This is a genomic window from Pseudomonas sp. MIACH, from assembly GCF_001269925.1.
In the GTDB taxonomy this organism is placed as follows: Bacteria; Pseudomonadota; Gammaproteobacteria; order Pseudomonadales; family Pseudomonadaceae; genus Aquipseudomonas.
Genome location: NZ_LHVO01000002.1, coordinates 161032 through 184943, shown reverse-complemented (window position 1 = coordinate 184943; position 23912 = coordinate 161032). Strand labels below are relative to the sequence as shown.

25 protein-coding genes are annotated in these 23912 nt (G+C 62.4%); 11 read left to right on the top strand and 14 right to left on the bottom strand.

Annotated features, from left to right (window positions below):
• Nucleotides 1-122: 122 nt before the first annotated feature.
• On the top strand, nucleotides 123-608 hold the full coding sequence (locus tag AD670_RS00885; protein ID WP_053127532.1) for an acyl-CoA thioesterase: 486 nt from the start codon (nucleotides 123-125) through the stop codon (nucleotides 606-608).
• Nucleotides 609-662: 54 nt separating this feature from the next.
• Here the strand turns inward: AD670_RS00885 and pdxY are convergent, their stop codons facing one another.
• Nucleotides 663-1535 (bottom strand): pyridoxal kinase PdxY, encoded by an 873-nt coding sequence (pdxY, locus tag AD670_RS00880; RefSeq protein ID WP_053127530.1) that lies wholly within the window; start codon nucleotides 1533-1535, stop codon nucleotides 663-665.
• 117 nt (nucleotides 1536-1652) lie between these two features.
• Here pdxY and AD670_RS00875 point away from each other — a divergent pair, with 117 nt between their 5' ends.
• On the top strand, nucleotides 1653-2048 hold the full coding sequence (locus AD670_RS00875; protein ID WP_053127528.1) for a DUF3301 domain-containing protein: 396 nt from the start codon (nucleotides 1653-1655) through the stop codon (nucleotides 2046-2048).
• Here the strand turns inward: AD670_RS00875 and AD670_RS00870 are convergent.
• Genes AD670_RS00870 through zigA form a run of 3 tightly spaced genes read right to left on the bottom strand, consistent with a single transcriptional unit; the run spans nucleotide 2042 to nucleotide 4898 of the window.
• Nucleotides 2042-3004, bottom strand: coding sequence for a GTP-binding protein (locus tag AD670_RS00870; RefSeq protein WP_053127526.1), 963 nt, complete (start codon nucleotides 3002-3004; stop codon nucleotides 2042-2044). The two genes, AD670_RS00875 and AD670_RS00870, sit on opposite strands and share 7 nt — an antisense overlap.
• Before the next feature lie 44 nt (nucleotides 3005-3048).
• On the bottom strand, nucleotides 3049-3693 hold the full coding sequence (locus tag AD670_RS00865) for a DUF1826 domain-containing protein (RefSeq protein WP_053127524.1): 645 nt from the start codon (nucleotides 3691-3693) through the stop codon (nucleotides 3049-3051).
• On the bottom strand, nucleotides 3693-4898 hold the full coding sequence (gene zigA, locus AD670_RS00860; RefSeq protein ID WP_053127521.1) for a zinc metallochaperone GTPase ZigA: 1206 nt from the start codon (nucleotides 4896-4898) through the stop codon (nucleotides 3693-3695). The genes AD670_RS00865 and zigA overlap by 1 nt, the downstream gene beginning before the upstream one ends.
• A gap of 156 nt (nucleotides 4899-5054) precedes the next feature.
• On the opposite strand from zigA, the gene AD670_RS00855 reads away from it, so the two are divergent.
• A complete protein-coding gene (locus AD670_RS00855) occupies nucleotides 5055-5423 on the top strand; it encodes a hypothetical protein (protein WP_053127519.1) in 369 nt (122 codons plus the stop codon).
• On the opposite strand, the gene AD670_RS00850 is transcribed toward AD670_RS00855, so the two are convergent.
• Nucleotides 5420-6631 carry an N-acetylmuramoyl-L-alanine amidase gene (locus AD670_RS00850; RefSeq protein WP_053127517.1) on the bottom strand — a complete coding sequence of 404 codons (1212 nt, stop codon included), beginning with the start codon at nucleotides 6629-6631 and terminating at the stop codon, nucleotides 5420-5422. The genes AD670_RS00855 and AD670_RS00850 overlap by 4 nt on opposite strands.
• Nucleotides 6632-6759: 128 nt before the next feature.
• Between AD670_RS00850 and folE2 the strand changes: the two genes are divergently transcribed.
• The 7 genes from folE2 to AD670_RS00815 are packed head-to-tail and all read left to right on the top strand — an operon-like array spanning nucleotide 6760 to nucleotide 12379.
• Entirely contained in the window at nucleotides 6760-7650 is an 891-nt protein-coding gene (gene folE2 / locus AD670_RS00845) for a GTP cyclohydrolase FolE2 (protein ID WP_053127513.1), read from the top strand.
• A complete protein-coding gene (locus AD670_RS00840; protein ID WP_053127512.1) occupies nucleotides 7647-8315 on the top strand; it encodes a metal ABC transporter ATP-binding protein in 669 nt (222 codons plus the stop codon). Before folE2 ends, AD670_RS00840 begins: the two co-directional genes overlap by 4 nt.
• Complete coding sequence (locus tag AD670_RS00835; RefSeq protein WP_053127510.1) at nucleotides 8315-9181, top strand: metal ABC transporter permease; 867 nt, start codon at nucleotides 8315-8317, stop codon at nucleotides 9179-9181. Before AD670_RS00840 ends, AD670_RS00835 begins: the two co-directional genes overlap by 1 nt.
• 11 nt (nucleotides 9182-9192) lie before the next feature.
• On the top strand, nucleotides 9193-10071 hold the full coding sequence (locus AD670_RS00830; protein ID WP_053127508.1) for a metal ABC transporter substrate-binding protein: 879 nt from the start codon (nucleotides 9193-9195) through the stop codon (nucleotides 10069-10071).
• The gene (hisI, locus tag AD670_RS00825; protein WP_082340880.1) at nucleotides 10068-10481 is read left to right on the top strand and encodes a phosphoribosyl-AMP cyclohydrolase; all 414 of its coding nucleotides are present in this window, start codon (nucleotides 10068-10070) and stop codon (nucleotides 10479-10481) included. Before AD670_RS00830 ends, hisI begins: the two co-directional genes overlap by 4 nt.
• On the top strand, nucleotides 10478-11038 hold the full coding sequence (locus tag AD670_RS00820; protein WP_005792581.1) for a DapH/DapD/GlmU-related protein: 561 nt from the start codon (nucleotides 10478-10480) through the stop codon (nucleotides 11036-11038). The genes hisI and AD670_RS00820 overlap by 4 nt, the downstream gene beginning before the upstream one ends.
• Nucleotides 11039-11041: 3 nt before the next feature.
• A complete protein-coding gene (locus AD670_RS00815; protein ID WP_053127506.1) occupies nucleotides 11042-12379 on the top strand; it encodes a dihydroorotase in 1338 nt (445 codons plus the stop codon).
• A gap of 21 nt (nucleotides 12380-12400) precedes the next feature.
• Here the strand turns inward: AD670_RS00815 and AD670_RS00810 are convergent, their stop codons facing one another.
• Nucleotides 12401-12922 (bottom strand): DUF3617 domain-containing protein, encoded by a 522-nt coding sequence (locus AD670_RS00810; RefSeq protein WP_053127504.1) that lies wholly within the window; start codon nucleotides 12920-12922, stop codon nucleotides 12401-12403.
• Nucleotides 12923-13052: 130 nt separating this feature from the next.
• Here AD670_RS00810 and cls point away from each other — a divergent pair, with 130 nt between their 5' ends.
• Nucleotides 13053-14492, top strand: a complete 1440-nt coding sequence (gene cls / locus AD670_RS00805) for a cardiolipin synthase (protein WP_053127501.1) — start codon at nucleotides 13053-13055, stop codon at nucleotides 14490-14492.
• Between the two features lie 78 nt (nucleotides 14493-14570).
• On the opposite strand, the gene cfaB is transcribed toward cls, so the two are convergent.
• From cfaB to hflK (AD670_RS00765), 8 genes are all read right to left on the bottom strand, one after another.
• Nucleotides 14571-15755 (bottom strand): C17 cyclopropane fatty acid synthase CfaB, encoded by a 1185-nt coding sequence (gene cfaB / locus AD670_RS00800; protein WP_053127499.1) that lies wholly within the window; start codon nucleotides 15753-15755, stop codon nucleotides 14571-14573.
• Between the two features lie 86 nt (nucleotides 15756-15841).
• Nucleotides 15842-16630: a DNA-binding domain-containing protein gene (locus tag AD670_RS00795; RefSeq protein WP_053127497.1), complete on the bottom strand. Its 789-nt coding sequence runs from the start codon at nucleotides 16628-16630 to the stop codon at nucleotides 15842-15844.
• Nucleotides 16621-17466, bottom strand: coding sequence for a DUF692 domain-containing protein (locus AD670_RS00790; protein ID WP_053127495.1), 846 nt, complete (start codon nucleotides 17464-17466; stop codon nucleotides 16621-16623). The genes AD670_RS00795 and AD670_RS00790 overlap by 10 nt, the downstream gene beginning before the upstream one ends.
• A gap of 66 nt (nucleotides 17467-17532) precedes the next feature.
• Entirely contained in the window at nucleotides 17533-17784 is a 252-nt protein-coding gene (locus AD670_RS00785; RefSeq protein ID WP_053127493.1) for a hypothetical protein, read from the bottom strand.
• Nucleotides 17785-17900: 116 nt separating this feature from the next.
• Nucleotides 17901-19787, bottom strand: a complete 1887-nt coding sequence (locus tag AD670_RS00780) for a cation-translocating P-type ATPase (protein WP_053127491.1) — start codon at nucleotides 19785-19787, stop codon at nucleotides 17901-17903.
• The gene (gene hflK, locus AD670_RS00775) at nucleotides 19784-20818 is read right to left on the bottom strand and encodes a protease modulator HflK (RefSeq protein WP_053127489.1); all 1035 of its coding nucleotides are present in this window, start codon (nucleotides 20816-20818) and stop codon (nucleotides 19784-19786) included. The genes AD670_RS00780 and hflK (AD670_RS00775) overlap by 4 nt, the downstream gene beginning before the upstream one ends.
• The gene (gene hflC, locus AD670_RS00770; protein WP_172681433.1) at nucleotides 20815-21804 is read right to left on the bottom strand and encodes a protease modulator HflC; all 990 of its coding nucleotides are present in this window, start codon (nucleotides 21802-21804) and stop codon (nucleotides 20815-20817) included. The genes hflK (AD670_RS00775) and hflC overlap by 4 nt, the downstream gene beginning before the upstream one ends.
• 9 nt (nucleotides 21805-21813) lie before the next feature.
• Complete coding sequence (hflK, locus tag AD670_RS00765) at nucleotides 21814-23718, bottom strand: protease modulator HflK (protein ID WP_053127485.1); 1905 nt, start codon at nucleotides 23716-23718, stop codon at nucleotides 21814-21816.
• Nucleotides 23719-23912 lie beyond the last annotated feature (194 nt).

Here is a 23912-nt window from a genome sequence, read left to right as displayed (position 1 = left end):
AACAGATCGGTGAACGCGTGACGGCAAGCCGCCCACTGGCGTCCCGTAAGGGATGGCGCTGCAAAGATTCCAGCACCCGCAGAGGTGCCCCCCAACCAATGCCTACAACCCGTGAGTGTGCTATGGAACCCGGAAACGCCCAACTGTCGATGACGGTATTGATGACCCCTGACATGGCCAACTTCTCAGGCAATGTCCACGGCGGCACCCTGCTCAAGTACCTCGACGAAGTGGCCTACGCCTGCGCGAGCCGTTATGCCGGTCGCTATGTGGTGACGTTGTCGGTGGACCAGGTGATTTTTCGCGAGCCGATCCATGTCGGCGAGCTGGTGACATTCCTTGCATCGGTCAACTACACCGGCAATACGTCGATGGAAGTGGGCATCAAGGTGGTGACCGAGAACATCCGCGAACGCTCGGTGCGCCATACCAACAGCTGCTTCTTCACCATGGTGGCCGTGGACGACCAGCGCAAACCCGCTGCCGTACCGCCGCTGCAACCGCATAACAGTGAAGACAAGCGCCGGTTCGTGCAGGCCCAGCAACGCCGGCAGATCCGCCAGGAGCTGGAGAAGCGCTACCAGGAAATCAAGGATGACGCGCTGTAAGTCCAGGCCTGTAAGCCCGATCAAAATGTGGGAGGGACTTGCTCCCTCCCACATTTACAGGCCGATCGGCGTCGCCTCGAAACGTACGCGAGGATGGGCGATGCGGTCCTGGGCGCGTACCAGTTCCAGCTCGTAACTGGCGCAGGCCTGGGTTTCCAGCAGCACTTCGTGCACCGCCGCTGCCGTGAATTCAAAAGCCGCCAGCAGGCTGTCGCCCAGCAGCACCCGCGCCAGGAACAGCCCCGACGTCAGGTCGCCCACGCCCACCGGCTGGCGCGGGAACGCCAGCAGCGGCCGACGCAGGTGCCAGCTGCCCTCGGCGGTTACCAACAGCATCTCGAAGCCATCCGGCAGCTTGCCCGGATAATCCAGGTGCTTGACCAGCACCGCCTTCGGCCCGCGCGCCAACAGCGCCTTGGCCATTCCCAGGCAATCGAACAGCGATTGCGGCTTGCGCCCGGCAAAGCTGTCCAGTTCCAGTTGGTTGGGACACAGGAAGTCGGCCATGGCGGCGGCTTCTTCCAGCAGGAAATCGCTGACTTCCTGCGGCACGATGCAGCCTTTTTCCGGATGGCCCATCACCGGGTCGCACAGGTAAAGAGCCTTGGGGTTGATGGCCTTGATGCGCGCCACACCGGTAAGAATCGCGCGACCCTGGTCCGCACTGCCCAGGTAGCCAGACAGGATCGCATCGCAGTTGCCCAGCTCGCCGATGGCAGCAATGCCTTCCACCAGCGCAGGAATCTGCTGCGGCGCCAACACTTCGCCCGCCCACTGGCCATACTGCGTATGGTTGGAGAACTGCACCGTGTTCAGCGGCCAGACATTCACCCCGACCCGCTGCATGGGGAACACGGCGGCGCTGTTTCCGGCGTGGCCAAATACCACATGAGACTGGATCGCAAGCAGATGAGGTGTGCGTTTCATGCAGGGGGTTTCCGTCAAGCGATTGAAATTCTGGCCGCGCAGTATGCGACTAAACGCAGCCTGTACGACAGACCGGCGACACAGTTAAGCTGCTCTCACTTTGTTGGAGTTTTTCGCATGCTGACCCTGGGAAACATCTTCGTGTTGATGCTGCTGGCGACCGGCGCCGCCTGGGTATGGCACAACCACGGCCTGCGAGAGCGGGCGCTGGCGCGGGTCAAGCAGCATTGTGCCAAGCTCGATATCGAATTGCTCGACGGCGCCGTAGCGTTGAAGCGCGTCGGTTTTGTGAAGGACGCCAACGGTCGGCGGCGTCTGGCGCGTATCTACAATTTCGAGTTCACCGTCACGGGCGAGACCCGTCACAGTGGAACCATCACGCAATTCGGCGCCCACAGCGCGCAAATCGAACTGGCGCCCTACCCGTTCGAGGCCAAGGAAACACCGCCCAGCGCCAATGTGATCGAGCTGAGCCAGTGGCGCCAGGACCACGCCACCAAGAACCGTCAGTAACGGCAGGCAGCCAGTGCGGCCTGCAACGTGGCCACGTCCTGTGGCGCACTGAAGATCAATTCGATACGTGAGTCGCGACGCCATTCGCTGGGTTGCCAGGCAAGCGGGCTGTTATCCACAGCGTTGGCCGAGATCCAGCCATCATGGCTGTGGATAACCAATTTGGCGCGGCGCCACTCAAGGGATGTCAGCCACAGGTGCAGACGCTCGGAATCGAATTGCTGGCTCGGGTGCCAGCGCCAACCGATACTCCAGCCGCACTCCTGGGCCTGACTCAGGCAGATCGGCAATGCTGGATCGCTCCAGATAGCCGGCAATTGACCCAACCCTTTGGGCACGGCGAAGTTACCCACAGCAGCTTCAGCCTGCGCATTCAAGCCTGGCAGTTTGCCGAGCGGCACGTGCGCCTGGCGCGTCCAATAAATGTCGCGTTCGGGTAGCTGTCGTTCGACGGCCTCGCGTTGCGCAGCATCCAACCCCTCATCCTTGTTCAAGACCAACAGCCCGGCACTGGCCAACGCTTCCTGCTGCGCTGGCGGCAAAGGTTTGCCCGCTGCCAGCGCCTGGGCATCCAGCACCAGCACACAGGGCTGAACCGCCAGTACCTGCTGCCATGGCGCTTCGCGCAACTGCTTGAGCAACTGCGCAGGATGGCCCAGGCCCGAAGGTTCGATAAACAACCGATCCGGCTTGGCCTTACGCAGCAACCGGCCCAGGCCTACCTGGAACGGTGCGCCATTCACACAACAGAGACAGCCACCGGCAACTTCGCCGAGGGCAATGCCGTCGTCATCCAGGGTCAGCAGTGCAGCGTCCAGGCCGATCTGGCCGAACTCGTTGATCAACACCGCCCAGCGCTCGTTGGCCGGGCGTTGGGCGAGCAGGTGCTTGATCAGGCTGGTCTTGCCGGCGCCCAAGGGCCCGGCAATCACGTGGGTGGGAATGTTCTGCAGCATGAGTGCCATCGTTCGGACCGTGTAGAGCGTTTGATCCTACGCGGTTACGCGAGCCAATCCAGCGTCAGAATCAATCGGCGCTCATCCGCTTTCAGCGCGGGGGAGCGATGGATCAGGCCGTGATCTTCGTTGCCGTGCCATTTGCTGCCTTTGAGCAGGGCCACTTCACCGCACCGGATCTGTTCGATGCGCTCACGGGGTTCAGCGTCCGGTTGGCTGAGCTTGCGCCGGTCCATCACCCCTTCGCGCAACCACTGGCTGCCGATGCCGGCATAGGTGGTGATCAGCCGTACCGGCACATGGTCGACGTGAAAACGCGGGCACATGGCTTTATCCAGCAACCGCAGGCGTACACCGATGCGCTTGGCGCCGAGCAAGCACGCAAAGGCGCTGACCAGCCAAGACACATCGGCGATAAAACCTTCGTAGCCTTCAAGATCGCGGCAACTGGACGCCAGGCCGCGCAAGCTCGGCTCGGCGTCTTCGCTGTTGAGTTCGATCACCAGGGACTCGGCCAACGGCTCATTGAGCGCCACCAGCAAGGCGCCGAACTCGGCGATATGCAGCGGCAATTGGCGCTGCCACAGCGCCAGGTTCACGCCGTCTTCGAGAATATCGGACAGCGCCAGCGGGGTTTCACCACGGGTCTGGCGAATCACGGGGCGCAAGGCATTAACCGATGCCAGCATCAGGCGGCCTCTTCATACCAGGGACCAAACGGATCAGCCAGCAGGCGCCAACCTTCGACGCCCAAGGCCATCTCTTCATCGGTGAGCAAACACGCGTCCAACTCGGCACGCATCCGCGCGAAGTCGATGTTCTGTCCGATAAACACCAGTTCCTGACGGCAGTCGCCGGTACTGAGCTGCCAGTTACCCATGATGGCGGCGACGCTTTCTTCATCCTGGGGCCATTGGCTTTTCGGCACAAAACGCCACCAGCGTCCGGCAAACCCGTGGCGCATCAAGCCACCGGCCTGGGACCAACTGCCCGCATCCTGATGCTTGCTGGCCAGCCAGAAAAACCCCTTGGAACGCAGCAGTTTGCCGTTGACCCAAGGCCGGTCGATAAAGTCGAAGAAGCGTTGCGGATGGAAGGGGCGACGTGCGCGATAAGCCGTGGAGGCGATGCCGTACTCTTCGGTTTCCGGCACATGTTCACCACGCAACGCCTGCAACCAACCTGGCGCTTGCGCGGCGCGTTCGAAGTCGAAGCGGCCGGTGTTGAGGATCTTGTTCAGCGGCACTTCGCCCATGACCATCGGGATGATTTCCGCCTGGGCATTGAGGCGCTCAAGGATCGCCATCAGTTCCTCGCGCTCATGGCTGCTGATCAGGTCGATCTTGCTGATCAGGATGACGTCGGCGAATTCGATCTGCTCAATCAACAGGTCGGTGATCGAGCGTTCGTCTTCCTCACCGAGGGTTTCGCCCCGTGAGGCCAGGCTTTCGGCAGCCTGGTAGTCGAGCAGGAAGTTCATGCCGTCGACCACGGTGACCATGGTGTCCAGGCGCGCGATGTCAGCCAGGCTTTGCTCGTTTTCATCGCGGAAGGTAAAGGTTTCAGCCACTGGCAATGGCTCGGAGATACCGGTGGACTCGATCAACAGGTAATCGAAACGACCTTCCTTGGCGAGTTTTCCGACTTCTTCGAGCAAGTCTTCACGCAAGGTGCAGCAGATACAGCCGTTGCTCATCTCCACCAGTTTTTCTTCGGAACGGTTGAGGGTGACGTCACGCTGCACCTCGCTGCCGTCGATATTGATTTCGCTCATGTCGTTGACGATCACCGCCACGCGCAGGTTTTCGCGGTTGCGCAGGACGTAGTTGAGCAGCGTGCTTTTACCGGCGCCGAGAAAGCCGGACAACACGGTAACGGGGAGACGATTGGGCATCAGGTAATCCTCATCAGGGTTGACCTGTCAGGGTGAGCGGTTCACGGGTCAGGCTGCGCTAATGTTATAGTATAACAATACAAATAAGCCAATCCCCCCTTGCTCGTTGCGACGAAGGGCGCAATGCTTGAACCCTTGCCGGCCCCGAGACCCCGTATGAAATACCTGGTGTGCGCCCTGTTACTGGCAGCGGCAGGACCTGCCTGCGCCCAAGCACCAAGCTTGCTGGCCAATTGCACGCGCAGCGCCAACCTGTTGGCCTGTGTGGATCCGCTGGGCAATGCCTACAGCGTGGCGACGGTGGGCACCACTACGTATTTGCGTGGTTTCGAGGTGGTCGGTAAACGTTATTGGGCGCAAACCAACAGCCGCTACGGGCAACTGACGTTCTTTACCGGCCTGGCGTCGGATGGGGAGGCATGGGTCGGCTACACGCGACGGGTGGGCTGGACCACGATCAACCGGTTTTCCAGCTCCGGTGGCGCCACTGCCAAGTTCACGTGCAGCCGAATTACCGGCTGTTAGACCTGAGCGTTCTTCTGTTCCTGAATCCAGGCCATGTAGCTGTTCATCGGCGGGTTCTTCTGGAAGTATTTTTTCAGGCCTTCAAACAAACCATCCGCAACCGCTTGTTGATGGCGCGCCGTCACCAGGCGCTGGGCGTCCTGGGCATTGGAGATAAAGCCGGTCTCCACCAGGATCGACGGCACGTCCGGTGACTTGAGCACCGCGAACCCCGCCTGTTCCACACGTTTCTGATGCAGGCTGGTGATGCTTTGCAGGCTCCCCAACACCGAGCTGCCCAGTTGCAGGCTGGAGGCGATGGTGGCGTTCATCGACATATCAAGAATCACCCCGGCCAGCATCGGATCCTTATCCTTGAGATTCAGCAACGTGGTAGCGCCCAGCAGGTCCGCACCGTTTTCGCGCTGGGCCATAAAACGCGCCGTGGCCGAGGTGGCGCCGCCCTCCGACAGCGCATACACCGAGGCGCCCGAGGCAGTGAGCCGTGGCGCAGCATCGGCATGCACCGAGATGAACATATCGGCCTTGTGCTGACGGGCGATGTCCACGCGCTTGCGCAACGGCACAAAGAAGTCGTCGTTACGCACCAGTTTCACGTCAAAACCCTTTTCGCGTTTCAGGCGCTTGGCCAGCAGTTGGGCGATAGACAACACCACGTCTTTTTCGCGCTGGCCCTTGGACCCGACAGCACCGGGGTCTTTGCCGCCGTGGCCGGGGTCGACCACCACAATGATGTCGCGCTTGGGGTGCGCCTTGTCCACCGGGGCCACCAAGGGCACGGCCTCAGCCGCGATTTGACGCGGTGCACGGGTGGCGCTGGTCAGGTCCAGCACCAGGCGATGCCCCTGCCCGTTCTGAGGCGGCAATACAAAGCTGTTGAGCTGCATCGGCGCGGCCAGGTCAAGCACGATGCGCGTATCCGCCTTGCCGAAATGCCCCGAGCGAATCGAGGTGATCCCGCTGTTCTTCAGCTCAAGTTGAGAAAAGTCACCACTGAGGCCTGCGCCGCTCAGGTCGATGATCAGGCGTTCCGGTGCCGTCAGAGAGAACGTCTTGTATTGCACTGGGCCGCTAAGGTCGAACACCAGGCGCAGCTTGTCGTCCGAGCGCCACAGGCGCGCATTGCGGATCTGAGTCGCGTGGACGGCGAACGGCAAAGCAAACAAAGGGCTGGCCAGGAGCAGGTTGAGGAGCTGACGTCTGTGCATGACAAATACCGCGAATAAAGGAGCGTCCGTACTCGACATGACTGAAAAAAGGTCGGGGCAGAAAATTCATCGTGGATTCTATTGTTATACTATAACATGTCGAATTATTTCCAACGATGGACCTGCTTATGAATGCGCTGACTCTGCCGGATATCGCCGCGCAGGCTTCACGCCAAGCCTTGCCACTCGACTGGGTGGGCATGTGCGGCATCGCCCTGCCGATCCTCATCGATGGCCAGCGCCTGACCGCCACCGCCGATGCCGGCGTCAGCCTGGACGACGGCACCGCCCGTGGCATTCATATGTCACGCCTGTACCTGGCACTGGAGATGCTCGACCAGCAGCCCCTTACGCCCGCACTTCTGCGCAATGTACTGCAGCGGTTTCTCGACAGTCATGAAGATTTATCTAAGAACGCCTACCTGCGTCTGCACACGCATTTACTGCTGAAACGCCCGGCGCTGGTCAGCCCGCTGGCCGGTTGGAAAAGCTACCCAGTGAGCATCGAAGCACGCCTGGAAAACCAGATGTTCCACGTGGAACTAAAAATTAACGTTACGTATTCCTCAACCTGCCCGTGTTCCGCTGCCCTCGCCAGGCAGTTGATTCAGCAGCAATTTATCCAAGACTTCGGCAACACGCCGTTGCTGCATGAAGAAGTACTGACCTGGCTCGGCAGCGCCAACGGTATCGTCGCCACACCCCACAGCCAGCGCAGCAGTGCGCAGTTGCACGTCCACCTGCAAGGCGATCACCTGCCACTGATAGACCTGATCAACACTGCCGAAGCGGCCCTCGGCACCGCCGTGCAAACCGCCGTAAAACGCGCGGACGAACAAGCCTTCGCCCTGGCCAACGGGCAGAACCTGATGTTCTGCGAAGACGCCGCCCGCCGCCTTAACCTCGCCTTGAAACGCTCGGACGCCGTCAAAGCCTTCCACCTCAAAGTAATCCACGCCGAAAGCCTGCACGCGCACGATGCCGTGGCTGAAAGCCGCTGGACGAGAAACCCTGCATGATCACCTGCACCGCTTTGCGCTGGGGCGCCCCTGGCCAACCGCTCACTCCTGCCGTGGATTTCACCCTGGAAAAAGGCAGCCTCACCGGTGTGATCGGCCCCAACGGCTGCGGTAAAAGCAGCCTGCTCAAAGTCATCGCCGGCCTGCAAAAACCGTTGGCGGGCAACGTCACCGTGGATGTTCCACGCCGAGGTGGCCTGTCGTTCCTGCCCCAGCAACAGCACCTTGATCGTCAGTTCCCGATCAGCCTGCAAGAGCTGGTCGCCGCCGGCTTCTGGGGCACGCGCCTCACCCCGCAGCAAAGAAGCGAGCGCCTGCAAAAAGTGTTGGAAGACTGGTGCCTCAGCGGTCTGGAACAGCGCCCGCTGATGGCGTTGTCCGGTGGGCAACTACAACGCGCCCTGCTCGCCCGCATGAGCCTGGCCGAGTCGCCAGTGTTACTGCTTGACGAGCCCCATGCCGCCCTGGACGAAGAGGGCCAGGCGCTGTGCTGGAACCATATCCACGCCTGGCACGCCGAAGGCCGAACCTTGGTGGTGGTGTGTCATGACCTGGCCTCCGTACGCCATCACACCCAGCAGGTGGTGCAGATCAAAAGCAGTGGCTGTGTGTTCGGCTCCAGCAAAGAGTTGATCCGCCCACAGCCTCACATGCAGGTGGCCTGATGCACTTCGCGGCCCACCTGTGGATGCCCTTCCTCGACTTCGTCTTCATGCGTCGCGCGCTGATCGGCGGGCTGGTGCTCGCCTGCAGCACCGCTCCGCTCGGCGTATTTCTGATCCTGCGGCGCATGAGCCTGATCGGTGACGCCGTGGCCCACGGCATATTGCCCGGCGCCGCACTGGGCTTCTGGTTCGCGGGCTTGAGCCTGCCCGCACTGACCATCGGCGGCCTGGGCGCGGGCCTGAGCATGGCCGGCTTGTCGGCGTGGATTACCCGCCGCACCGGCCTGCGCGAAGACGCCAGCCTCGCCGCTATCTACCCCATCTCCCTCGCCGCCGGCGTATTGATCCTGGGCCTGGCCGGCAAGCGCCTGGACCTGCTGCACCTGCTGTTCGGCTCTGCCCTGGCTGTCGACGAAACCACCCTGACCGGCATGCTCTGGGTCTCCGGGTTCAGCCTGATCGCCATGGCGCTGATCTACAAACCGCTGCTGCTGGACACCCTCGACCCGCTGTTCCTGCAAACCGTCAGCCGCCTTGGCCCCCTGGCCCACGGCTTGTTCCTGACCCTGGTGGTACTGAACCTGGTGATTGGCTTCCAGGCCATCGGCGCCTTGATGGTGGTGGGTTTGATGATGTTACCGGCCATCGCTTCACGCTTCTGGAGCCGGCGCCTGCCGGTGTTGATCGCGGTATCGGCAGTGCTGGGATGCCTGTCGGTGTGGTTGGGTTTGTTGCTGTCGTTCTACTTCTCGCTGCCCAGCGGCCCGGCGATTGTGCTGGTGGCTGGCGGCGGGTACCTGCTGTCCGTGGTCTTCGGTCCGGTGCACGGCTTGCTGCGCCGCCCGCCTTTGCTTACATCCCAATGAGGTGTTTCCCGATGCGCGCTCTACTCGTGCTGTTCAGCCTGCTGCTGCCGCTGTCGATGGCCCAGGCCGCCGACAAACTCCAAGTGGTTACCAGCTTCAGTATTCTCGATGACATCACCCACCAGATCGGTGGTGATCACATCCAGATCAGCAACATGGTCGGCCCCGACGCCGATGCCCATACCTACGAACCCACCCCGGACGACGCCAAGGCGCTGCTCAAGGCCAAGCTGATCATCAAGAACGGCCTGGGCTTCGAGCCGTGGCTGGACCGTCTGGTGACCAGCACCGAAACCAAGGCCACGGTGGTCACCGCCAGCAAAGGCGTGATTTCCCACACCATGGAGGAAGACGGCGAAACCATCCCCGACCCGCACGCCTGGCACAACCTGGCCAACGCCGAAATTTATGTGAACAACATCACCAAGGCGCTGGTGGTTGCCGACCCGGCCAACAAGGCCGACTACCTGCGCAACAGCCAGGCCTACCTGAAGCAAATCTATCGCCTGCTGGCCGAAGCCAAGACCAAATTCGGCGCGCTGCCGCCGGGTAACCGTCGCATCGTTACCTCCCATGACGCCTTCGGCTACCTGGGCCAGGCCTATGGCATCCAGTTCCTGGCGCCGCAAGGCCTGTCCACCGAACGTGAACCGTCGGCCGCCGAAGTCGCCGCGCTGATCACCCAGATCCGCAAAGACAAGGTCAAAGCCGTGTTCATGGAAAACATCAAGGACTCGCGCCTGCTCAAGCAGATCGCCGATGAAAGCGGCGCGCAGATCGGCGGCACGCTGTACTCCGACGCCCTGGCTGCAGAAGGCCCGGCGAGCACCTTCACCGGGCTGTTCGAGTATAACCTCAACACGCTGTGCGCAGCGTTGAGCAAGCCGTGACCCTGAGCATGCTCGAACTGGAAGGGGCCGCCGTCGGCAGCCGCTTTCCACTCGCCGCTGTGCTCGACGCCCTGCCGTGGAACAGCGACGGCCTGATCGCCGCCATCGCCCAGCAACACGGCAGCGGCGAAGTGTTGATGCTGGCCTGGATGAACCGCCAGGCCCTCAACGAAACACTGGCCACCGGGCAGGTCTGCTACTGGTCGCGCTCGCGCCGACAGTTGTGGCGCAAAGGCGAAAGCTCCGGCCACTGGCAACAGTTGGTGGAAGCACGCCTGGATTGTGACGGCGACGCGGTACTGCTGATCGTCGACCAACAAGGCCCGGCCTGCCACACCGGCCGCCCCACCTGCTTCTACAACGCCATCGACGGCGCCTATGTTCATGTCATTACGGAGCCAGTTATATGATCCGCAAGAACCCATCCGGCGATCTGCCGGTGATTGCCGAATCGGCCTACGTCGACAAGACCGCGATCATCTGCGGCAAGGTCATCATCGGCGAGAACGTGTTTGTCGGCCCCTACGCCGTGATCCGCGCCGACGAAGTCGACGCCAGCGGCGCCATGGACCCGATCACCATCGGCGCCAACTCCAATATCCAGGATGGCGTGGTCATCCACTCAAAGTCTGGCGCGGCGGTGACGATAGGCGAATTTACATCCATCGCGCATCGCTCCATCGTCCACGGCCCCTGCACCGTCGGCGACCGCGTGTTTATCGGTTTCAACAGCGTGCTGTTCAACTGCGCCGTCGGCGATGGGTGCGTGGTGCGCCATAACTCGGTGGTCGACGGCCGTGATTTACCCGCTGCCTTCTACGTGCCCTCCACCACCCGCATCGGGCCGAATACCGACTTGTCGCAATTCCCACCGGTGAGTGTCAGCGCCTCGGAGTTTTCCGAAGACGTGGCACGTACCAACGTTGATCTGGTGCGCGGTTACAAAGCCCTGCAAAACGAGTTCTGAGCCATGAGCCGCCTGCTGATCCGCAACGCCCGCCTGGTGAACGAGGGCCAGGAATTCGATGCCGACGTGTTGGTCGCCAATGGCCGTATCGAGAAGATCGCCAGCAGCATCGGCGGGAACGCCGCGCCGGTGGCCATCGACGCCCAAGGCCAGTGGCTGCTGCCGGGCATGATTGACGATCAGGTGCATTTTCGCGACCCGGGCGCGCCGGATAAGGGCAGCTTCTACAGCGAGTCCCGCGCGGCCGTGGCCGGCGGCATTACCAGTGTGATGGACATGCCCAACACCCAGCCCGCCACACTGAACCTGGAAGCCCTGGCCGATAAAAAGCGCCGCGCGGCCCTGCACTCGGTGGCCAACTACGGCTTTCACTTCGGGGTCAGCAACGACAACCTCGACACCGTCGCCGCCCTCGACCCGCGCGAAGTGGCCGGGGTCAAAGTGTTCATGGGCGCCTCTACCGGCAATATGCTGGTGGACGATCCACGGATCCTGGAACGGCTATTTGCCGAGGTACCGACCATCCTCCTCGCCCACTGCGAACACACGCCGAGCATCCAAGCCAACCAGCAGCGCATGCGTGAACGCTTCGGTGACAAGATCCCCGCCGTCGCCCACCCGCTGATCCGCGATGCCGAAGCCTGCTATCGCTCATCCTCATTCGCGGTGGAATTGGCCAAGCGTCACGGCACGCGCCTGCATGTACTGCACCTGACCAGCGCCCGCGAGTTGGAATTGTTCGAAGACAAACCCCTGGCGCAAAAACGCATTACCGCTGAAGTCTGCGTGCATCACCTGCTGTTCGATGACCACGACTACCACCGCCTTGGCCACCAGATCAAATGCAACCCGGCGATCAAGACCCGCGCCGACCGCGACGCCCTGCGCCTGGCCTTGCTGAGTGATCGTCTGGATGTGATTGGCACTGACCATGCGCCGCATACCTGGGCGCAAAAACAGTTGGAGTATCGTGAGGCGCCCGCGGGTTTGCCCCTGGTGCAACACGCGCTGCCGGCGCTGTTGGAGTTGGTGGCCGATGGGCTGGTGCCGCTGACCACCCTGGTGGCCAAGACCAGCCACCGGGTCGCCGACCTGTTTGCCATCCCCGACCGGGGTTATCTACGCGAAGGGTATTGGGCCGACCTGGTGTTGATCAAACCTGAGCCCGAAGGAAAACCGGTCAGGGATGAACCGATTCTTGCCCGCTGCGGCTGGACGCCGTTCGCCGAACGTAGCTTTCGCCACAGCGTGAGCACCACTCTGGTCTCCGGCCACCTGGCCTGGCACAACGGCCAGGTGGTCGACAGCTGCCAGGGTTTGCCCCTGCATTTCCTAAGGTAGGCGCGAGCTCGCTCCTACAGGTTAAGCGCGAGGCTTGACCGTACCGCAATCGTTGCCCAGCCATTGGGCGTGGGTGTCCAGGCTGCCCTTCTGCTGAACGCCGGTGGCATTGAAGGTGCCGTTGACGGTGGTGGTGAATTCTTTCTGGCTCTGGAAGGTAGCGACGCCGGTGCCCTGGGCTTTCGGGCAACTGAAGCGGAATTTCCACTGGTTACCGGTCTTGTCGGTCACTTCCTGTTTGCAACCCGATTGCGGGTCCGTCAGGGGGATTGAATCAGAGGCGACTTGTGCCGGGGTGAGGCACACCTGCACGCCTTTGCCGGCCATGGTGATGCCTTGCTTTTCCAGCATGGCGCGCTGTTCGGGGGTCATCTGTTGCTTGAGCTGACCGAGGATCAGCGACAGGTCCGGCAGGTCCTGGTTATCGACTTTCATGTTGCTGGTGGTCAATTCCCACAAGCCCGGCGCCAGCATCTGCGCCTGCGCTGCCACCGGCAACGACAAACCAACAACCATGGCCAAACCAAGCAGACGAGCATTCATCGGGTAACTCCTGGGCAATTGTGGGCGTTAGACGCCGCAAAAGTGCCAGTGTTGCACGGCAAATAAAATAGCGACATTCGCAGCCGTTCATGGTCTGTTAGGCATTGGATTGCCTGGAGTACCGTCGTCCATGGATTTCTTTGGCCCGCACCTGCTCGCCTACTTCATCGCCACGCTGCATTTTCTGGGGACGCTCGCCGCGATCCACGCGGTGCTGACCGTCAGGACCGCCCAAGGCTCGATCGCCTGGGCCCTGTCGCTGATGTTCATGCCCTATCTCACGCTGATTCCCTACCTGATTTTTGGCCGCAGCACCTTCGACGCGTACATCCAGGCCCGTCGCCAGGCCAATCAGGAAATGCACACCGCCATCACCGAGCTGAACTGGCGCCCCTGGGTCGAGGAAGCCCTCGCCGCACGCAACTCCAGCGCCTACGCTTCGTTGCGTGCCATGCCCAAGCTGGGGCGCATGCCGTGCCTGGCGAACAATGAAGTGCACCTGCTGATCAATGGCGAGGCCACCTTCGGTGCGATCTTCGAGGCCATTCGCAACGCAAAAACCGCCGTGCTGTTTCAGTTCTTCATCATTCACGACGATGAACTCGGCCGCCAATTGCAGAGCCTTTTGAAGGAAAAAGCCGCTCAAGGCGTGGGCATCTACGTACTGTACGACCGCATCGGCAGCCATGCCCTGCCCCATCGCTACGTGCAATCGCTGCGCGACGCCGGGGTGCAGGTCAAGGCATTCGCCACCCGCAGCGGTTGGCTCAATCGTTTCCAGGTCAACTTCCGCAACCATCGCAAGATCGTGGTGGTGGACGGTATCACCGGGTTCGTCGGTGGGCACAACGTGGGCGATGAATACCTGGGCAGAAAACCGCCGCTGGCGCCGTGGCGCGATACCCATGTGCAAGTTACCGGCCCGGTAGTGGCCTGCCTGCAGGAATCGTTTGCCGAGGACTGGTTCTGGGCCGCGCGCGAGCTGCCGCCGCTGATTCTGCCGGACGCCTACCCCGAAGACGGCGTGCTCTGCCAATTGCTCGCCAGCGGCCCGGCCGATCCGTATGAAACCTGTTCGCTGTTTTTCGTCGAGGCCATCCATGCGGCAACCGAGCGCGTATGGATCACCAGCCCGTATTTCATCCCCGACGAAGCGGTCTTCGCCGCCCTGCGCCTGGCGGTCCTGCGCGGGGTGGATGTGCGCCTGCTGCTGCCATCGCGACCCGACCACCGCATCGTGTATGCCGCGTCCAGCCTGTATGCGATCGAAGCGGTGCGCGCCGGTGTCCGGGTGTTCCGCTACACGCCAGGTTTTCTGCATCAGAAGGTGGTGTTGGTAGACAGCGAGATCAGCGCCATCGGCAGCGCAAACATGGACAACCGCTCGTTCCGGCTGAATTTCGAAGTGATGTTGCTGACGGTCGACGAAGCCTTCGCCAAGCAGGTGGAACAGATGCTGCTGGACGACTTCGCCCTGGCCCACGAGGTCAGCCAGGAAGAAAGCCGCGAGACCCGCCGCCTGCAACAACTAGGCATGCGGGTGGCGCGCTTGATCTCACCGATTCTCTAACGGCCAATGCGGTAAAAAAATGTGGGAGGGAGCTTGCTCCCTCCCACAGTTGGATCTCCACCTTTCTGGAACATCAGCTCAGCGATAGATGTCTTCCCGCGTCCACGGCAGTTCATGGCTGCCATCCGCGTGAGGCTTCACCGCGAGGATCTGGTGCAGGTTGATCCAGCCCCGGGCAAACGCATAAGCACACCCGGCCAGGTACAAGCGCCAGATGCGCAACGCCTGCGCCGGCACCATCTTCGCCGCCGCTTCCAGATTGTCTTCCAGTCGCTCGCTCCAATGGTCCAGGGTGCGGGCGTAATGCAGGCGCAGGCTTTCGACGTCGACCACTTCCAGCCCGACTTCGCTGATCTCGGCAGTCATCATCGCCAAATGCGGCAGTTCGCCGTTGGGGAATACATAACGCTCGATAAACTCCCCAGCGCCACGGCCCACAGGACGGCCGTCGGTGTGCTTGGCGGTAATGCCGTGGTTCATCACCAGGCCGCCTTCGCGCACGGCACCAAACAGGGTCTTGCAGTATTGCGCCAGGTTGGCGTGGCCGACGTGTTCGAACATGCCCACGCTCACCACTTTGTCGAAACGACCATCCTGGGGCAGATCGCGGTAGTCGAGCAGTTGCAGGTCGATCTGGTCTTCCAGACCCTCGGCTTTTACTCGCTCCTTGGCCAACGCCAGCTGTTCCTTGCTCAGGGTGATACCAAACACTCTCACCCCGAACTCACGCGCCGCGAAACGTGCCAGCCCGCCCCAGCCGCAGCCTACGTCGAGCAGGTACTCGCCTGGCTGCAAGCGCAACTTGCGGCACAGGTGGCGGAATTTGTCTTGCTGGGCCTGATCGATGGATTCGCTGCCGGTTTCGAAATACCCGCAGGAGTACGCCATGTCCTGATCCAGCCATAGCTGGTAGAACTCGTTGGACAGGTCGTAATGGTAGGAAATAGCCGCGGCGTCGGTGGCCTTGTCGTGGATCGAGCGCACCGGCAGACTCGCGCCGTCGTCCTCGACCAAGGCATGACTCAACTCATCACAGACCCGGATCACTTCGCTGATGGAGCCTTCCAGCTCCAGTTTGCCTTCGACGAAAGCTTCACCCAACGAGTCGAGTGTGGGATGGGTCAGTTGGGGCACGACCGTGGGGTCCTTCACCACGATAGTCACACTGGGCTCGGGGCCCAAGTTGAATTCATGGCCATCCCAGAGTCGAAGACGCAGCGGCAGCTGAAGATTCTGTAAGGCCGGTGGAAGTTGCGCGAGCATGAGTAGTCCCCCCTTGTTTCAGACGTCTGGAATGAGGGTAGACCATCCCAAGAAAAGTAGGAGGCTATCGATTTGATAGCGCTTTTCTATGGGGCTCGGCGTTGGAGCAAACCGTCCTGGATCCACTGTTTCAGCCACGTAACCGCTTGCAGCGGGGCACCCTCTCCATAAGTGACTGCCAGTTGCGCACACAGTTCTGCGAAGGTCCAACCGGTCGTCACCATGCCTGCCAATGCAAAGGCTTCTGCGGGTTCCAGGCTGCGGTAACGGCACACATTCTGATCGCGCCATACCAGGCAGATCTGTGCGAGGTCCAAGGTGTGGCTGTCGGGGAAATCCGCGCCATCCTTGCTGGCACGCCAGATGGCCACGCTGTTGAAGTGGCAAAGTCGCTGCTGGACGGACGGTGTCAGACAGACCTGCAAACCGGGCCAATCCTCGGGCGGCAGGCCCGCCATATCGTTGAGGGTCAGCGGCTCACCCTGGGGTGCATCGAACGCCAGGGTGAAGGCCCACTCCAACTGGGCCAGTTCAACCAACGGCGCACTTTGCTCGGCCACCAGATGCTCGTGGATAAACCCCGCAAACCGCTCACCCAGCCAGCGCAGGCTGTAGTGGGCCGAGGGATAACGACGCAAGTAAGCTTGCGTCAGCCGCGCAAACTCCTCATCTCCCAGCCAATACAGGATGGCGCTGAAGTCATGCCGCAACACCTCCTGCAGCCGTGCCAGATAAGCGTTGTGGTAGATCGCCAGGCCGGTGTCTACATCCAGCGTCGGCCCGCCCAATAAAGTCGCGGCAAAGCCACTGTTGGCATCCGGCGTCTGCGCTGACAAGTGCTGCTCAAAGGCCAATTGCCAGTCGGTCAGGCGCATAACGACCTCCTGGCCAAGGCTGCGGCGCCCAACTCCCGGGCCTTTTCCAGCTCGGTGAGCAGTTCTTCGAACGGCGGGAAATGGTCATCGCGCTCCAACAGCGTCGAGACCGGCCCCAAATGCTCCAGGGTCTGTTGATACAACGTCCACACCGGGTCGCACACTGGGTGGTCGTGGGTATCGACTACGTAGTCGCCATAATCCATATGCCCGGCCAGATGCAGCTGGCGGATACTGTCGGGCGGCAGGTTGCGGATGAAGGTCCAGGCATCGAAGCCATGGTTGCGCGCACTGACATACACGTTGTTAACGTCCAGCAGCAGCTGGCAGCCCGACAAGTGGGCCAGGGCATTGAGGAATTCCCATTCGGTGAATTCATCCGCCTTGGAACGCACATAGCTGGAGACATTTTCCAGCACCAACGGGCGCTGCAATACATCCTGCACTTGGCGAACGCGAGCAGCCACATAGCAGAGGCTTTCTTCGGTGTAAGGCAGGGGCAGCAGGTCATGTAACTGGTGCGCACTGCCACGGCTCCAGCACAGGTGATCGGAAATCCACGCGGGCTGGATGCGCTCGGCGAGCTGCTTGATGTGTTTCAGGTAGTCCATGTCGACGGGGTGGGGGCCGCCGATGGACAGGGACACACCGTGCATCACCAAGGGGTAACGCTCGGCTATCGCGTCCAGGTAGTACAAGGCTTTGCCGCCCTGCACCAGATAGTTCTCGGAGATCACTTCGAACCAATCCACGGCCGGCGATTGTTCGAGGATCTGCTGGTAGTACTCACTGCGTAAACCCAGGCCATAACCCAGACTTGGAAGGGACGCGGACATGACTCACTCCTGGGGAAAGTGTCCGCAGCGACGGGGGCTGCCGCTGCGGTTGCACTCGTTTGCCGGTTATTCGCCGACTTTGCCGCCCGCCGCGTCACAGGCGGCCTTGGTCATGGCCTTGAAGCCGTGGCCCTTGCAGACCGCCTGGCCTTTGCAGGCGTTTTCAGCGGTTTTGCAGTCGTTCATGCCTTTGCAGGACGTCACGCCGTAGCAATGCACTTGCGCATCTGCGGCTTGTACCTGGGTCGCAACACCAGCAAACATAGTGGCGGCGGCCATCGCCAGGGCAGCACCAGCAGCAGCGGATTTAATGTTCATTCTCGTATTCCTCATGATCGGTAGTGGCGTCGGTCTGAACGGAGTGCTCAGTCTCGACACAGCACTAGAGTGAGACCCCTTATCGGCGTTACAGTCGTGTGCAAATATTTCTGAAATTAATCCTCAAGCTTCGACAGCGGCTCCTGAAACCGCAGTAAACGCCCGGCATTGCCCAGTACCAGCAAGGTGCTGAGGTTATGCAGCACTGCCGCAATCATCGCCCCCGCAGCGCCCAGCCAGCCAAAGGCGGCAAACACCACGATGGCCAACGTCCAGCCCAGACCGATGACCACATTGACCTGCAACGTACGCCGGCACTGGCGACTCAAGCGCACACAAGTGCCCAGGCGCCGCAGGTCGCTGCCGATCAACACCACATCCGCCGAGGCCAGGGCAATGTCCGCCCCGCCCGCCCCCATGGCCACGCCAACCACGCCAGCCTTGAGCGCCAGGGAATCGTTGATCCCATCACCGACCACCATGGGCCGGAAGCCGCTGCCGATTTCCCCCAGCACGCGGTTGAGCTTGTCTTCCGGCAACGCCTGGGCTTCGACATCGCTGATGCCCACCTCCAGCGCCAGGCTGTCGGCCACGCTTTGACGGTCGCCGGTCAGCAGCAGTTGGCGACCCAGGCCCAAATCCCGCAACTCTTGCAGGGCCTGGCGGGCTTCCGGCTTGACGCTGTCGGCCAGCAGCAGCCAGGCCAGAAACTGCCCGTTCAGGGCCAGCCCGGCAATCGGGCCGTCATGGTTCGGCACCGTCGTCGTGACAATACCCAATTGCTCGAACAACTCGGGACGGCCCAACGCCGCTTCGCCCTGCTCGGTGTGTGCCACGACGCCCAGGCCCTGGCGCTCGCGGATATCCGTGAGCGCCAGCATTTGCGCCTGAGTCGCCAACCCCGCCAACGCACGGCTGACTGGGTGGCTGCTGGCCGAACCGAGGCTGGCCGCAAGGTTGAGCAGCGCCTGGCGATCGGTCGACGAGGTCTCGATGGACTGCAAACGCAGGGTGCCAAAAGTCAGGGTGCCGGTCTTGTCGACCACCAGCGAGGTCAGGTCCGCCAACTCTTCGAGGAACGCCGAGCTGCGAATCAGGATCCCATGCCGGGCCGCCACGGCGATCCCGGCAATCGCCGTCGCCGGTGCCGACAGCACCAGGGCGCACGGGCACGCCGCCACCAGCACCGCGAGCATCGCCTGGGCGTCATTGGTCACAAACCAGGTCACTGCCGCCAGCAGCAACACCAACACCATATAGCTGCCCGCGTAACGCTCCAGCAGCCGCGTGATTGGCGGCTTGGAACGTTCGGCGTTCTGCATCAGCGCTATGACTTTGCCCAGGGTCGACTCATTGCCGGTGCGCGTCACTTGCAGGCGCAACAGGCCATCGAGGTTGATCGCCCCGCCAAACACCTGCACCCCCACACTGGCTTCCAACGGCACCGACTCGCCGGTGATCGGCGCCGTGTCCAGGCTCGCCTGGCCCGACAGAACCACGCCATCGGCGGGCACGCGATCACCGGCACGCACCTCGACGATATCGCCGGTGCTCAGCGTGCCGTTATCCACTTCGATGATGCTGCCGTCGGCCTGCACCCGCCGCGCATGGCTGCGGGTCAGTTTACCCAGGGCATGAATCGCCTCCTGGGAGCCGATCACGCTGCGCTCTTCCAAGACGTGGCCGAAGATCATGATGATCGGCAGCAGCGCGGCGGTCAGCAGATCGCCGGTCGCCCAGGCGCCGAGCATCGCCAGGGCGATAAGTTGGTCGGTAATGCCATGCAGGCTGGGAAAACGCAGGCTGTACCAGGCCGAGCGCATCACCGGCACCGCCACCAGCAACGAGGCCACACCGAGCAACAACTGACTGACGCCGGTCTGGTCCGGCGCCAGCCAGCGCCATACCAGCCCCAGCATCAGCAAGCCCAGGGCGAGCATGGCCAGGGTCAATTGCCGGGCAGCGCTGCGCTGTTCGGCGGAGGTCAGCATAGGCGCGCTCATTGTTCGGCTCCCTGGATGATCAAGCGGGAGTCGTCTTTAGGATCGACCGTGGTCACCGAACCGGCCTGGCCGAGAATCGTCGGCATACGCTCGCGGTACAGGCGTAACAGCAAGCCCGGGTCTTTGACCTGGGCCAGGCTGGCGACCGTGGCGGTTTGCGCCTGGGCATTGGCCAGACGCTCACTGGCCTGGGCGTGGGCAACTTGCACCACGCGGTCGGCCTGCTGGTTGGCGGTCTGGGTGAGTTTTTCCGCTTCGGTCCGGGCGTTTGCCACGGCTTTGTCGGCTTGTTGACTGGCGGTGAGTACGGCGTTGAATGCGTTCACCGCCGGGCCCGGCAGGCTCGATTGCACATCGACCCGCGTCACCTCGATGCCCAACCCCAGACCGGTGGCGGCCAACTCGGCCAGGCGCTTGTTGATGCCTTGCACCAAGTCACCCCGCAGCCGCTCGCGACGCTCGGCGGCGCCGTTGTCGGTACCGATCAATTCGGGGCGCGCCACCAGGATCGTGTCCAGATCGCGCGCCGCCGTCAGGGCCACGGCGCTGCGGGTCACCAGGCGATCCAGGGCCGGCAGCACATGCGCGCCCTGCAACACAAAGGCGTAGGGCTCGGTGACCTTGTAGAACACCCGCACATCCAGTTGCACCACACCGGCATCGCCGGTCAGCAAATAGCCGGAGCCAGCCAGGGCGTCGCTCAAGGGCGTGGCGAAACTGGCCACGCGATCAGCCTGCACCGCCGCATCGGAACGCAACAGGTTCTCCACCCGACGCTCGATTACCCGGTCGGCCGCCGGCAATAACACCACCTGCTCGAACGGCTGCGGCCAGGCCAGCAGCAGCCCGGCATTCTGGATGCGGTCGAGGGCGCCGAAGTGCAGCACCACGGCGCGGTTCTGCGGGTCGATCTGCCGCACGTTGGAAAACGCCCATGCCAACGCGGCCAACACGGTCACCGCGTACAACGCCAGGAACGTCAGGCGCCCGGCCTGGATCCAGGGGCTGTCCGGGCTGTCACGCTCGGTCATGGCTGAACGTCCTTGGGCCCGTCCACCAACGCGCGAAAGGGCGCAGCGTCGGTGCGCAGGATGATTTTGGTGCCAGGGGTCACGACCGTGCCCAGGGTATCCAGGGAGCGCAGCAGGTTATACAGCTGCGGATTGCCGGCGTAGGCACGTCCATAAATCTGCGCGGCTTCGACCCGTGACTGGGCTTCGATGTCGGCGGCTTTCACCGTCGCATCGGCCTGCACGATCCGCGCGTCACGCTCCGCCGCGGAGCGAATCTGCGCGGCCTCGCGCTTGCCCACGGCCGTGCGTTCGGTGGCGATGGTTTCACGCTCGGCACGCATGCGGTCGACGGTGGCGGTCAGCGTGACCGACGGCAACGTCAGGCGCTCGATCCCCACCTGCGCCACTCGTACGCCATAGGTGGTGAGCAATTGTTGATCAATCTGCTGGCGCAACTGCGCCTCGAAATCGGCGATGCGCACCTGGCTGGCGTCGGTGTTGATCAAGCTCGACAGGTCAAAACTGGCCGCCGTGGTTTCCAGTGCAGAGCCGACGAAGGTGCGAATCTGCCGCGCCGCCTCATCCGGCTGGTTCTGCACGGCGCGCATAAAGCGCTGCACATTGTCGGCATCGCCCTGCACCTGCCACGCCACATAGGCCTGCACGATAATCCGCAGGCCGTCACGCGTGCCCACATCCTGCAAGCCGCTGGAGGTGGTGCGCAGGCGCAAGTCCACCGGGATCGCCGCTTCGAACGGCGCCGGCCAGCGCCAGCCCAGGCCCGGTTCCAGCAACACCCGCGACGGGTTGCCAAAGCGGGTAATCACCGTGGCCTCGCCGGAGCGCACCTGCACCAGGCTCGCCGCCGCCACCGCAAACAGCACCAGCAACACCGCCCAGGCCATACGCCGCCAAGGGAAAGGCCCCGCCACCTGTTCATCACCGTGATGATGGTGATGGTGGCCGTGGTGGTGACCATGATCGTGAGAATGAGCGCTCAACAGACAGACTCCTTATTGAACGGCTTTACGCGGCAGCGAAGGGTCGGCCGGCAAAGTAAAAGAACGCAGATCAATCGTCGGTGCACCTTCGGCGCCCAGGCGGTGATCCAGAATAAGCAGCTTGGCGTGGGCCAGGCCCAGGCTGAGTTGGCCCAGGTACTGTTCCAGCACAAAGGCCCGACCGGCCGTGGCGTAGGCCTTTTGTTCGGCGGTAAAGCGCAGGTCGGCCGCTTGGGCACCGGCATTCACTTCACGCGCGGTGGCCAAGGCCTGGTCGCGGGCGGTGCTGGCTTGCAGCAAGGCCTGGTTGGTGTGTTCGCTGGCGGCGCCGCGCTCGCGGGAGATCAGGGCCTGGGCGCCGATCTGCGCGGCTTGCACGCCGTGGTAGGCATTGGCGGCGCCGGCCGGTGGGTGGATGGCTTCCACGACGGTGGCGAGGATTTCCACACCGCTGTCGAGTTTCTGCAAATCCGCCTGCACGGCGCGGCCGATTTCGTCGGCCAGGCGGGTACGTTGTTCGCCGAGCAATTCGTCGAGGGTACGCGAAGCAAAATCGTGCACCAGGATGCGGCTGGCGGTGCTGCGGATCAGGGTCGGCACATCCGCACTGTTATAGGTGGCGGCGAGTGCGGCCTGGTCGGTGAGGCCAATGCGGTAAACGAAGCGCACATCCATGTTGACGATCTGGAAGCTCTGTTTATCGCCGCTGCTGCTGGCGATCACCTGGGATTTGTCATTCACATGGCTGGCGTCCCACAGCCGATTGGCAATCAGCGGTGCCGGGCCTTCGGCAGGCGCCAACTCCGGTGCGGCGACCTCGCTGACGCTGGTGGCCAACTCATGCACCACGCCGTTCTCGATGCTTAACACACGGCCCAAGGGCCACGGCAACCCTGCATGCAGGCCAGGGCCGAACACTTCGACGGGTTTGCCAAAGCGTTCATAAATCCCACGGCCTTGCAGGGGCACTTCATGCACGCCGGTCAGCGCCCAGCCGACCGCCAGCACCACCAGCAACACCGGCAAAAACGCCCGGCGCATGTAGGTAAACGCCCAGATCTGGCGCAGGTCGATGCCGAAGCGGTTGTGTAATTCGTGCTGCAACGCCAGCAGCGGTTGTGGCGGCCAGCGCAGCAACCCGGCGATGAAGCTTTGCGCCATCAGGCGTGGTTCAAGGCGCGGCTGGCGCGGACTGAACAGCGACAGCACACCTCTTAATAGAAACTCCAGCGCTACCAGCGCCGGCAACAGCCCGACCAGCACCGCCAGGCGCAACGGCCAGACCGACTCGGCCCCGGCAAACAACAGGCAAATGGCACTGACCACCAGGCAGGTAATCGCCACCCGGCTCAATTGCGCCAGTTGCGCGGCTTCCGGCCACTGGGCCGTGGTTTCCTGAGCCAGGCGCCGTTCGAACACCAGCAAGCCAAACGCCAGCGCCAACGCCAATGCCGCCCCCACGCTGGCCGCTTGGCCCACAGGCGCCGAGGGCAGGGCCAGGTTCCAGAATTCGAGGATGCTGACCAGCGCCAGCAGCGACCAGCCGCCCAGCCACAACACTGGCGCACCGATCTGCCGGCCAAAGTGCCCCAGAAGGCGGGTGTAACGGCCCGTTTCTTCAACCGGTAACTCAACCGCGGGCTCTTCCAGCGCCTGGGCACGCCAATCGGCCACCCACCACGCCGACTGCAGCCCCGCCACCAGCACCAGCAGGGCCGATGCACAGTTGATCAACACCACCGGCCAGATCGACACAGGTGCAAACAGCGCGACAAACAACGCCAGCACCCAACCGACAACGGCCAGCACCGTCAGGCTGATACCGGCTTGCCGCAATCGGCGGGCATGGAACAGCCCCTGCTGAAAACGCGGCAGGCCTTCAACCGAAGCGCCGTCCGCCTCTAGATCCACTTGCATGCCAACACGTCCGCCTGTACACAATTCGTTACGATATAACACGTGGCGTGAAATTTTTGTTCGTTAAACAGCGTTTTTAAGCTGCACACAGATCTCCTGTGGGAGAGGGCTTGCTCCCGATGGCGGTTGATCAGCCAGCACCTGCATCGACTGACAGACCGCTATCGGGAGCAAGCCCCCTCCTACATTTGTCC

Excerpts from the sequence above, each read along its gene's own strand:
- AD670_RS00885 (WP_053127532.1), top strand. The coding sequence starts at position 123 with ATGGAACCCGGAAACGCCCAACTGTCGATGACGGTATTGATGACCCCT.
- pdxY (WP_053127530.1), bottom strand. The coding sequence starts at position 1,535 with ATGAAACGCACACCTCATCTGCTTGCGATCCAGTCTCATGTGGTATTT.
- AD670_RS00875 (WP_053127528.1), top strand. The coding sequence starts at position 1,653 with ATGCTGACCCTGGGAAACATCTTCGTGTTGATGCTGCTGGCGACCGGC.
- AD670_RS00870 (WP_053127526.1), bottom strand. The coding sequence starts at position 3,004 with ATGCTGCAGAACATTCCCACCCACGTGATTGCCGGGCCCTTGGGCGCC.
- AD670_RS00865 (WP_053127524.1), bottom strand. The coding sequence starts at position 3,693 with ATGCTGGCATCGGTTAATGCCTTGCGCCCCGTGATTCGCCAGACCCGT.
- zigA (WP_053127521.1), bottom strand. The coding sequence starts at position 4,898 with ATGCCCAATCGTCTCCCCGTTACCGTGTTGTCCGGCTTTCTCGGCGCC.
- AD670_RS00855 (WP_053127519.1), top strand. The coding sequence starts at position 5,055 with ATGAAATACCTGGTGTGCGCCCTGTTACTGGCAGCGGCAGGACCTGCC.
- AD670_RS00850 (WP_053127517.1), bottom strand. The coding sequence starts at position 6,631 with ATGCACAGACGTCAGCTCCTCAACCTGCTCCTGGCCAGCCCTTTGTTT.
- folE2 (WP_053127513.1), top strand. The coding sequence starts at position 6,760 with ATGAATGCGCTGACTCTGCCGGATATCGCCGCGCAGGCTTCACGCCAA.
- AD670_RS00840 (WP_053127512.1), top strand. The coding sequence starts at position 7,647 with ATGATCACCTGCACCGCTTTGCGCTGGGGCGCCCCTGGCCAACCGCTC.
- AD670_RS00835 (WP_053127510.1), top strand. The coding sequence starts at position 8,315 with ATGCACTTCGCGGCCCACCTGTGGATGCCCTTCCTCGACTTCGTCTTC.
- AD670_RS00830 (WP_053127508.1), top strand. The coding sequence starts at position 9,193 with ATGCGCGCTCTACTCGTGCTGTTCAGCCTGCTGCTGCCGCTGTCGATG.
- AD670_RS00820 (WP_005792581.1), top strand. The coding sequence starts at position 10,478 with ATGATCCGCAAGAACCCATCCGGCGATCTGCCGGTGATTGCCGAATCG.
- AD670_RS00815 (WP_053127506.1), top strand. The coding sequence starts at position 11,042 with ATGAGCCGCCTGCTGATCCGCAACGCCCGCCTGGTGAACGAGGGCCAG.
- AD670_RS00810 (WP_053127504.1), bottom strand. The coding sequence starts at position 12,922 with ATGAATGCTCGTCTGCTTGGTTTGGCCATGGTTGTTGGTTTGTCGTTG.
- cls (WP_053127501.1), top strand. The coding sequence starts at position 13,053 with ATGGATTTCTTTGGCCCGCACCTGCTCGCCTACTTCATCGCCACGCTG.
- cfaB (WP_053127499.1), bottom strand. The coding sequence starts at position 15,755 with ATGCTCGCGCAACTTCCACCGGCCTTACAGAATCTTCAGCTGCCGCTG.
- AD670_RS00795 (WP_053127497.1), bottom strand. The coding sequence starts at position 16,630 with ATGCGCCTGACCGACTGGCAATTGGCCTTTGAGCAGCACTTGTCAGCG.
- AD670_RS00790 (WP_053127495.1), bottom strand. The coding sequence starts at position 17,466 with ATGTCCGCGTCCCTTCCAAGTCTGGGTTATGGCCTGGGTTTACGCAGT.
- AD670_RS00785 (WP_053127493.1), bottom strand. The coding sequence starts at position 17,784 with ATGAACATTAAATCCGCTGCTGCTGGTGCTGCCCTGGCGATGGCCGCC.
- AD670_RS00780 (WP_053127491.1), bottom strand. The coding sequence starts at position 19,787 with ATGAGCGCGCCTATGCTGACCTCCGCCGAACAGCGCAGCGCTGCCCGG.
- hflK (WP_053127489.1), bottom strand. The coding sequence starts at position 20,818 with ATGACCGAGCGTGACAGCCCGGACAGCCCCTGGATCCAGGCCGGGCGC.
- hflK (WP_053127485.1), bottom strand. The coding sequence starts at position 23,718 with ATGCAAGTGGATCTAGAGGCGGACGGCGCTTCGGTTGAAGGCCTGCCG.